This window comes from Coleofasciculus sp. F4-SAH-05 (genome assembly GCF_040222985.1).
GTDB classification, from domain to species: Bacteria; Cyanobacteriota; Cyanobacteriia; order Cyanobacteriales; family Coleofasciculaceae; genus Coleofasciculus; species Coleofasciculus chthonoplastes.
In genome coordinates this window covers 20,618-30,604 of sequence record NZ_JAVKBY010000090.1, presented here as the reverse complement: position 1 = coordinate 30,604, position 9,987 = coordinate 20,618, and the positions used below count along the sequence as shown (strand labels likewise).

7 protein-coding genes are annotated in these 9,987 nt (G+C 46.7%); 2 read left to right on the top strand and 5 right to left on the bottom strand.

The window, feature by feature from the left end:
- Window positions 1–580: 580 nt before the first annotated feature.
- Window positions 581–1,126, bottom strand: coding sequence for a DUF2854 domain-containing protein (locus tag RIG27_RS11525; RefSeq protein WP_446345232.1), 546 nt, complete (start codon window positions 1,124–1,126; stop codon window positions 581–583).
- Window positions 1,127–1,428: 302 nt separating this feature from the next.
- On the opposite strand from RIG27_RS11525, the gene RIG27_RS11520 reads away from it, so the two are divergent.
- Together RIG27_RS11520 and RIG27_RS11515 are read left to right on the top strand one after the other, a co-directional pair.
- Window positions 1,429–1,689, top strand: coding sequence for a hypothetical protein (locus RIG27_RS11520; RefSeq protein ID WP_446343343.1), 261 nt, complete (start codon window positions 1,429–1,431; stop codon window positions 1,687–1,689).
- Between the two features lie 670 nt (window positions 1,690–2,359).
- A complete protein-coding gene (locus tag RIG27_RS11515) occupies window positions 2,360–2,545 on the top strand; it encodes a hypothetical protein (protein WP_446343341.1) in 186 nt (61 codons plus the stop codon).
- 121 nt (window positions 2,546–2,666) lie between these two features.
- On the opposite strand, the gene RIG27_RS11510 is transcribed toward RIG27_RS11515, so the two are convergent.
- The 4 genes from RIG27_RS11510 to RIG27_RS11495 form a co-directional block, all read right to left on the bottom strand.
- A complete protein-coding gene (locus tag RIG27_RS11510; protein WP_446343339.1) occupies window positions 2,667–3,203 on the bottom strand; it encodes an NAD(P)H-quinone oxidoreductase subunit J in 537 nt (178 codons plus the stop codon).
- Complete coding sequence (locus RIG27_RS11505; protein ID WP_446345229.1) at window positions 3,196–3,939, bottom strand: NADH dehydrogenase subunit K; 744 nt, start codon at window positions 3,937–3,939, stop codon at window positions 3,196–3,198. Before RIG27_RS11505 ends, RIG27_RS11510 begins: the two co-directional genes overlap by 8 nt.
- Window positions 3,940–4,384: 445 nt before the next feature.
- Complete coding sequence (gene ndhC, locus RIG27_RS11500) at window positions 4,385–4,747, bottom strand: photosynthetic/respiratory NAD(P)H-quinone oxidoreductase subunit C (protein ID WP_044209505.1); 363 nt, start codon at window positions 4,745–4,747, stop codon at window positions 4,385–4,387.
- A 303-nt stretch (window positions 4,748–5,050) separates the two neighbouring features.
- Entirely contained in the window at window positions 5,051–9,112 is a 4,062-nt protein-coding gene (locus tag RIG27_RS11495) for an amino acid adenylation domain-containing protein (protein ID WP_446345227.1), read from the bottom strand.
- Between the last annotated feature and the right edge of the window lie 875 nt (window positions 9,113–9,987).

The window sequence follows — 9,987 nt, the reverse complement described above, 5'->3', positions numbered from 1 at the left end:
GCACGCCTGGGAGGATGGTCGGGTTATCGTTCCCAACGTCCTCCAGGAATGCCCACTCTCGTCAAGGGTTTGCGGAAGTTTGAGTCGCTTTTCCTGGGGTGGAAACTTGCTCAGACTCCACTTGTGTGTACACCGTAGCCTACAAGAGGGGGGAGGACAGAGGATGCGAGAGCTTTTGTTGCACGGAAGGGGGAGAACAGAGGATGCGAGAGCTTTTGTTGCACGGAAGGGGGAGAACAGAGGATGCGAGAGCTTTGATGGCACGGAAGGGGGAGAATTCAAAGCCTCTCTCCTTGTAGGAGAGAGGTTTGGAGAGAGGTTTTCCAGATCCCGTGAAAAGTAAGGATTATTACTCTGGTCTGAAAAGAAGGACTTAATTGAGAAAAAATCGATTCTGGCTTATCGCTCTTGTGTCACTTTCGGAAGGGCGAAGCCTGAAACCCTTACATTAATAGAGTTTGGTGAATTGCCCCTATGTCATTAGTTTCTATCAATTTCTCAACGCCCAAATGCTTGGCAGCCAGGGCTTTCAGCAATCCGGTTTGATAATTCTTTTCCCAGAGTGACAATAAAGCGCTAGTTAAGGTGCAGCAATCAATGCCACCTCAACCTGGTCTTCTTCAGGTTGACTCAATTCAACTCGGATATTCGGACCAAAAAATTTTTCTATTTTTTCCCGCTTTTGTTCCCATGTTTCAAAGGGAATCAGCGGCGAGTAAAATTCTAGTACTAACGTGTAAGCGCCATCCACTACAGTTTCTCGTAAACTATTGAGGTCAGGTCGTTCCTCATCGCTAGGAGAGAGACCCAAACTTTCCAGAGAGCTATCTAAGTGAGCGTCTTGACCGTAACGATAACGCATCACATCTTGGCGAATTTGGTTTTGAATCGGAGTAGCTGTCTGCTGTCGCTGTTGCAACACGTCTGGTGGTGTGGGTTGACTTAAAGGTACAGGCTTAAGTTCGGCGGCTTTCAGGGCAAAACCGCCCAGTAAGATGGGGACGCCGTAGAAAAATCCCACTAAATTTAAGGTCGCGTTCTCGGTGGCATAAGCCACAAAGCCGATAATGGTAAGTACTCCCCCAACCCACAATCCTACCGTTCCCAAGGAAATTTTGCGTAACATCTTAATTTAACTATCTACACAACAATCACTTTAGCTTTATTATCGGTGTCAATGGGTGGCATGGGAAATGATAGGGTGCAGAACATCCATGCTTTAGATCTTGGATCTTGCCTGAGTTGCTCTAGGGGAGCAAAGGCAAAAGCGTCAACGTCGTATTGTCTTAGTTATACTAGGCAAATTCGCTCTCTCGTAGCGTGATCGCTGTGTCGGCAGAAGTCCAGCCTTCTCTGTAGCATGGTATGTAAACAGTTTTTATCAGCTCAGTTTTGTTTAGTCTGCTGTTGTCTCTATAGCGTTTTCAAATGATTCAAGAAAAAAAGCAACAAGCATCCTCAAAAAAACACCCTTTTCACGATCAGCTTGATTCGTTAAAGCGTGAGGATGAAACCCTAAATAATATTCTGGCTGTTGATGTTTGGGCGTTGGCAAAAACTATGGATGAATTTTATCCCGGCTTTTGGTCAGCGTTTATGAAAAATCGAGAAAAGGCATTAAAGCGATTTATTGCCGAAGTGATTAAAAATAAACCGACTAAATCGAAACGTCCTCCTTTCCTCAGCTAGGATACCAGTTCACTAATTAAATCATCAACTGAAATCCTGGAAACTTATTCCTTGCTTAAGGGAAGGATAAAACAACAGCATGCTAATATTTAGCTTGATCGGCGATTCATCTCACCGTCTAATCTCTGATTGACCGTGAGGCTTCCGGTGAGCGTCAGCCGAACCGATGAATCGCCAGTGAACTATAGCTATTGACAACTCACCCAATGTAAAGCAGACTCAATAAATAAGGTTAATATCATTTCCGGTCAAATACCCCTGAATAAAAATGCCTGCAATCCTTGTTTTTACAGCTTTGCAATTATGGGCAATCATCAGGACATGATATAATTCTAATTTACTCTAGCTGTAAAAGCTGGTAAATATAGTGAACTAAACCTTATCTATAAGTTTTTCTTGCTTACTGCAAGAAGTGGGGCTGGGCATATCCCCACTATAAAACGCTGGAGGTATGGCTCCAAGAACTGTACCGAAGGAAGCCTACACTGTACTCATAGGGGAGCGTGTAGGGGGATGTCACTTATGGCAGATGTACTACCCAGGAAATCGGTTTATTTTCTGGGTGTACCTCTCCACACATCGTTGATATGCCTGGGTTGAGGGAACACCTCACGTTATATCATTGTTGGTTTGCCAATTAGAAAAATAGCGAAACTAAAGGATAGGAATTATGGACTCACAAGCGATGCGAGAGCGCATAACTGTCATTGAGAGTAAGCGAGAGTTTCTCGTCAAACTGTTGGAGGAACCGAATTTAGGTACTCTGAGAATTGATGTTAATCAAGCCCTCGAAGAACTGGACGATTTAATTGAGGAATTTAAGCGAACATTTCCTGAATCAAGCGGTAATCTTTAACCAATTATTTGGATCGAAAAGCTACCTGTAATAATTATTGTCTGACTTTACTTACTCTTATTTAAAAGTAGGCGAGCAAGATGCTCGCACTACTTTTTAAGATGGGAAGGAGTTGCTCAAATTAATAAGCATCCTGCAATTCATAGAAGTCAGGCGAGATATAATCCTTCCGCAGGGGCCAGCCCACCCAATCTTCCGGCATCAAAATCCGCTTCAAGTTGGGATGTCCTTCATAGACAATGCCAAACATATCGTAGGTTTCCCGCTCTTGCCAGTCAGCACTCTTCCAAATCCAATAGACGGATGGCACGCTGGGATTGTCGCGGGGTAGAAATACCTTCACCCTAACTTCCTCAGGTTGATCAACATCATCACTGATCTTAATTAAATGGTAGAAGCTGACCAACTCTTCACCAGGACCAACATCATAACCGCCTTGACATTGCAGGTAGTTAAACCCATAAGCATAGAGAGCCGTGGCAACGGGAATCAAGACCTCTGGTTGTACCTTAATCACCTCAATTCCCAGGTGATCCGGTTCCATTAACTCGGTTTCAAAGCCATTTTCCTTCAGCCAGCCATGGACTTCTCCTGTCTCAGCGAGTGAGGATTCTTCAGCGTTCTCTGGTGTCTGTTCTTTGGACTCTTCTTCAGCCACGATTGACCTCCTGCTGTTGAGACGACTTCAGGGCGGGGGGAACAGGCATTCCCATCGCTTCGGTTAACTCCTTCGGTGGAGTTTGGCGATTTTCAGACCGCAAGTATTGACCTGTGAGAATATCGGGTACAACCTTCATGCTATGCGTGGTGCTGTAATAGCGGTGGGTTGGACTCAGAGTTGCCCGTTCCTGGATAGACTCATTTGCTACCTTCTTACGAAGTTTAACGATCGCATCCATAATCGCTTCCGGACGGGGTGGACAACCAGGAATATAAACATCCACCGGAATCAACTTATCCACACCCCGCACGGCGGTTGGTGAATCGACGCTGAACATTCCCCCGGTAATCGTACAAGCCCCCATCGCCATCACATATTTAGGTTCTGGCATTTGCTCATACAGACGCACCAGTGCTGGTGTCATTTTCATCGTGATCGTGCCAGCAGTAATAATCAAATCCGCTTGTCGGGGACTACAACGGGGCACCAATCCAAATCGGTCAAAGTCAAACCGAGAGCCAATCATCGCCGCAAATTCAATGAAACAGCAGGCGGTGCCATACATCATCGGCCACAGGCTGGACAGCCTAGCCCAGTTGTAGAGGTCGTCTACTGTCGTCAAAATCACGTTTTCTGAGAGGTCCTGCGTCACCTGAGGACGACTAATGGGATTAAGAATTTTCTCTTTGGGTTGCGGCTTTTGGGGTGCCGCGTTTGTTGTATCTGTATTCATCCAAATATTCGCGACTGGATACCTCATCCATAGATAGTATGGGCAGTTAGAAAGCCGCGCCTCCTAGGTAAAGTACAAAAAGCTCTAAACCCCTACCGCCTTGGATTTACTCGCCGACGTTCGACATATTGCGCTTGCCTGTCGCCTGGGTAGTTACTTTCCTCGTGCTTTTAACCTGTACGGATATGGGTTGTTTGATTGGGCTTGCGCCCCTCCCTTTCGGGGTAACGTTAGCTTCGCCAAAGTTATGTCTCGGTACTTTCTCCAACACACTGGCTTTTCCCTATAACCTGTTTAATGCTGGAGTTGTAGAGCTACAGACTAGCTACGCATCCGTAGGTACGAACTTTAACACTTAGACATAACGTAGTTCAAGGCAGAACTTAGGCTGGTAAACATAGGCTTTTGGAAAGCCTCTTCCATGCCTAAGCATGGACGGGGTAGTTTACGACCATTCTAAAGCTCCTTTGCGCCAAGCGTAAACGAGGGCAACGACGAGAATTGCAATAAAGATGAGTGCTTCGATAAACGCTAGTAGTCCTAGCTGATTGAATGCCACTGCCCAAGGATAGAGAAACACGGTCTCCACATCAAAAATCACGAAGACCAGGGCAAACATATAGTACCGGATATTGAACTGAATCCAAGCGCCCCCAATCGGTTCCATGCCAGATTCATAAGTCGTCCGGCGTTCGGGGGAGCGGATGCTGGGTCGCAGCAGCTTTGAGGCTGCCAGCGCTAGGACGGGGACTAAACTGCTTGCCAGTAAGAACCCTAGGAAATATTCGTAGCCGCTAAGAACAAACACAATAGGTAAGTGTCCCTAAATCTTGTCGTTATTACTTCTTTACATTCTTTTACCCATTATAAGGGTCGTGGGTTTTCTGCAAATTAGAGCGGGTCAAGTTTTTCCGAGACACTGAGATTTCCGCGATCGCGCCTCTTTAAAAGACACACCTGTAATCCCCCTGTAGGGGCGACCCGCTTGCATCAATTAACGACTGTATCCACTCAATTAGGTCGGGTCGCCCTATACTCAATTGGCAGATACGATAATTAGATCCCCGCCTTCTCCAAGAAGTCGGGGATCTGGTCATCATCCAGCAATTGTTCACACCAACTGGTTATAGTCCAGATAAGCCCGAATCACCTGACTATTAACTGACGGACAGACAATATGCGTTCCAGCTAAACCCGCTAACGTATTCTGAGAGTCAAACGCCTGAGAGACTAAAGCCGCCGTTTCCAGATAGGGGCGTTGGTTTTCACCCACCCATTGAGTAAACAGGAACACCAACGGACTCAACGCATTGTCAGGCTGGGAACTGGCCACCTGAACCAGCTTGTCTTGCCACGTAGAATAATCCATCCATTCAATCGGATGACCAATCGCCCGGATTTCGTCCACCAGTTGCCGTAAGGATACCATCTCCGGACTGACCAAGTGAAACGCTTTACCGCATAAATCCGGTTGCTGGGACAGATGGATCATCGCTTTAGACACATAATCCACGGGAGTCAAGCTCAGATTTAACTCCAACTCCGGCGCACTCCCCAATTGAATCAACCCTTTAATTAATCGGTCAATCAGATCCCCCTGTTGAGACGCCCCGGTTTGGCTATGTCCCGTAATCATACCGGGTCGGTAAATCGACGCTGGAATCCCCCGGGCGTGGGCTTGTTTGACTAACTTCTCACCCACCCATTTACTCTGAGCATAACCATCAGACAGGTCATCCCCTGACTCCAACTCATCCTGTTCTAAAATCACCGACATCTGAGCATAACGCGGCGATTGAAACACATCCAGCGTTGAGACAAAGTGAACCGGTTTTACCTTAGTTTTACTGGCTAATTTGAGAATTTCCTGAGTTCCCAGGACATTAGCGGCTCGCAAGGCGCTGTAGGGATAAATTAAGTTTACAAACGCCCCATTATGATATATGCAGTCAATCTCGCTAGTTAACGCCTCGTACTGCGACTCCGATAGTCCCAACCGAGGTTGGGCTAAATCGCCTAACACAGGGATAACTCGCGAGTCCAGCTTATCGGGTGAGAGTAAATAGCGGTTGAAGCTGGCGGCAATCTTTTGCTGACCCGCCTCTAAAGTTTTGGCACGCACTAAGCAATAGACAGTAGCATTCGTATGTTGGAGTAATTCCTGCAATAAAAACGCGCCGAGAAAACCTGACGCACCTGTGATCAAAATCTTTTCCGGTGCGGTGTCCGGCTGACGATAAGGTTGGTCTGGATAAATCGTCTCATCCAAAACCGCATCGTTAGCTAAATTAGTGACTGCGATTGTACCCGTCACCGTCGTCCCATCCCCTTCAGGGTGAGACGAATCAGCCTCAGTCTTAGCGGTAATCGTTTGAGCCAGTTCCGCCACAGTCGGCGCTTCAAACAGAGCAAACAAGGGTAACTCCACTTGGAACGTTTCTCGCACCTGCGATAACAGTTGCGCCGTCAGTAGCGAATGTCCACCTAATTCAAAGAAGTTGTCATACACACCCACGCGCTCAACATCTAATACAGTTGCCCAGATTTGCGCTAACTCCTGTTCAACGGGGGTGCGCGGTGCGACGAAGGTATCCTGAGCCACCTGTTGCGCCTGGTTCGGGTCAGGTAACGCCTTGCGATCGACTTTACAGTTGGGTGTTAGGGGCAAACTATCCAGTAGCACAAAGGTCGAGGGAACCATATAAGTCGGTAACTTATCACTCAGGAACGATCGCAACTGCGCCAGCGATAATCCTTGAGTTTTGACGATATGTTCAAGGCTTTGATGGATTTGTTCCTGTTGGGTGGGCGTGGTCTCAAAAATCACCCCAGCGTTTTCCTCAGCGTGCCAAACTACAGTGCCTTGCAGCCACAAGGGATTGTCCACTCCTGGCAGTTGCACCCGCAACAGTACGGGTTGGTTGTTGTGCCAAAATGTCGGGGTGAGTGCCTTTAAGCTAATCCCGTTGCGGCTGAAGTTTTGCGTCATCACTTCCACTTGTTGACCCGACTCAAATTCAGCACGACCATTGATCTGGAGGGAAATACGGGGTTCTGTCCGCAGATTTCCTAAGCTGCGATGGAGTTTCGCCTTCTGGCTGGTTGTGGTATCAAACTTGACGCCCACATAGTCTTCAAAATGCCAAACAACCCTTCCTTGCAACCACAACGGGGTTTCGACTCCGGGTAATTGTAATCGTAGCAATAGGCGTTGATCCGTTTGCCATAGGCGACATAGGCGAGCGGTTGTTGCCTTTAAGCAAATCCCCTCATGGCTGATATTTTGCGTCATCACCTCAATTTTTTCTCCGGACTCCAATTCCGCCAGACAATTAATGTGCAGCGGGATTCGGGGTTCTTGGCGGCGCAAGTCATGAACCATCAATCCCTGGGTTTGGGCAATATGTTTGATACTCTGACGTAAACGTGTCTGTTGGCTGGAGGTGGTGTCTAGGGAAACGTCTACCCATTCCAGGGCTTTTGTGGCAATGGTTCCGGTGAGTTGAAGTGCATCGGGGACGCCAGGAAACTGGCAGCGCAGCGTCAAGGATTGACCGTTTCGCCAAGTGGCGGGAGCATGGAGCAAACGAATACTATTGACCGAGAAATTGCTGGTGGTTAATTCAATTTCTGGATTCCCCTCACACGCCACCCAGCACTTTGTTTCTAGGGGAATATGTTCTACATCTAAGTCACTGACGAGATAAGCAACCAAGCGCTTTTCGCCAGAACTGTCATCACGGGCGACAACCACCGCGTCTCGGATACCTGGATGTTGGTAGAGGGCAGATTCAATCTCACCCAGTTCAATCCTAAAGCCGCGTATTTTGACTTGGTGATCCAAGCGACCTAAGCATTCCAGAGTCCCATCGGGTAAGTACCGGGCTAAGTCTCCGGTGCGATAGAGACGGGCACCGGGTTCTGAACTAAAGGGATCGGGAATAAATCGTTCATCAGTTAAGTCAGGTCTATTAAAATATCCTCTTGCCAAACCAACGCCACCAATTAGTAATTCTCCCGGTTCTTCCACAGGTACAAATTTAATCGGGTCAGATGAGTTTTGCTCAGGATGAGCCAGATAAATTTGGGTATTGGCAATGGGGCGACCGATGGGAATCGGTTTGTCCGCCGATTCTACTTGATGCACGGTTGACCAGATTGTGGTTTCCGTCGGTCCGTACATATTCCACACAGAAGCACTGCGTTCTAGGAGTTGACGCGCCAATTCGCGAGACATGGGTTCTCCACCACAGAGAATTTTAAGCTGGGGATTTCCCTGCCACCCTGCGGCTAACAGCATCCGCCAAGTGGCGGGGGTAGCTTGCATGACGGTAGCACCGGATTCTTGCAAAACTGGGATTAACTGAGTCGCATCGGCGGCGACATCTCGCGTCACTAAGACAATATCAGCGCCAACGATTAAGGGTAAATAGAGTTCCAATCCGGCGATGTCGAAGCAGATGGTAGTTACAGCCAGCAGAGTGTCATCGGGAGTGAGTCCAGGGGCGACACTCATTGAGGTGAGGAAATTTACTACCCCACGATGCAGCAATTGGACGCCTTTGGGTTTCCCGGTTGAACCGGAGGTATAAATCGTGTAGGCTAAATTGTCGGGGGTGACACCACTGTCTAAATTCTCTGGACTATGTTTAGCAATTGCCTGTTGATCTCTATCTAAGCAAACCACTTGGGCTTGGGTGTCGGGTAATCGGGTCAGTTGGTCTTGTTCGGTGACGATGACAGAGACTTGGGAATCCTCAATCATCAACGCTAATCGTTCTTGGGGATAGGCGGGATCAAGGGGAACATAAGCACCTCCAGCTTTGAGAATCCCCAATAAACCAATTACCATATCCAGCGATCGCTCTAGACAAATTCCCACCAGTACATCAGATCCAACCTGTAGCGTTTGTAAGTAGTGGGCAACTTGATTGGCGCGGCGGTTCAACTCCCGGTAGGTTAGGGTTTGCGCCTCAAACCGAATCGCGATTTTGTCCGGTGTGCGACGCTCTGCTTGTTCAATTAACTGATGAATACAGTAATCGGCGGGATAGTAGGTTTGGGTTTGATTTAACTGTTCAAGTCGTTGCTGTAATTCACGTTTTCTGTCTGTATCAGGAATACCGTAGAGTTGCTCAATTCCCAATGATGATTGAACGAAACGATTCATCATATTTTCCCCTTGAAACAGGTTTACAGTGGTCTTTTTTAGGGTTAAGTCGGTGATTTTATCCTAAAAATATAGCTATTCGCTATTTTCTTATCTGATCCAGGGGGCAATTTTTTTAGTGTCACCTACTTATTCCCTTTTACCACATTAGATTCAGCAATTTAGTTGAGCAATAAATTTAAAAATTATTACTCAAAAGTACGTTGAGTCCGATAGAGAATCTTTGATACTCAAGGGGGATAAAACTCTAGCCAGAAACCCAATCAATATTGCTGTATGATAGTAGCTGGTTTTTGCCAGTTACTCTCAAAATTAGATCGGATTAGAAAACTCTCAAAAAATTAACTCGCTCAATTGTTTCTGGCTAGAGGGCTACAACCGGAATAATTTGTGCTTGACAATTGTAGATGCACCCCCATAATCCTTCTCCATCACTAGAGCATAAATAATATAAACTCTTGAATTTCCTAGACAATGGTCTCAAGACGTCATCAATTTCTTCTGCCATAGCGATACCAGAGGGATAGAGTATCTGTCACGGTTGAGTTAGTCGGCTTTTGTATCCTGTAATACAGTCGTATGACTTGTATTTTTCTCTGTTTGTATAATATTCTAATCCTCTCCTCTGATCAACAAGATGAGGCAAACTTTACTAAGTCTTTAAAATGAGCATCAATTCTTGATGAAGTTTTTAACGCTTGAGGGTATAGTGATCCACTGGCGTCAATAATGTATCTTAACTTAACAAAAATAGAATAAATGAAATAAACAATAATGTTTCTCAAACAAATAGAGACACCCTAGCTAGGGGTGTAGGGTGTAGGGTGTAGGGTGTAGGGTGTAGGGTGTAGGGTGTAGGGTGTAGGGTGTGGAGATTC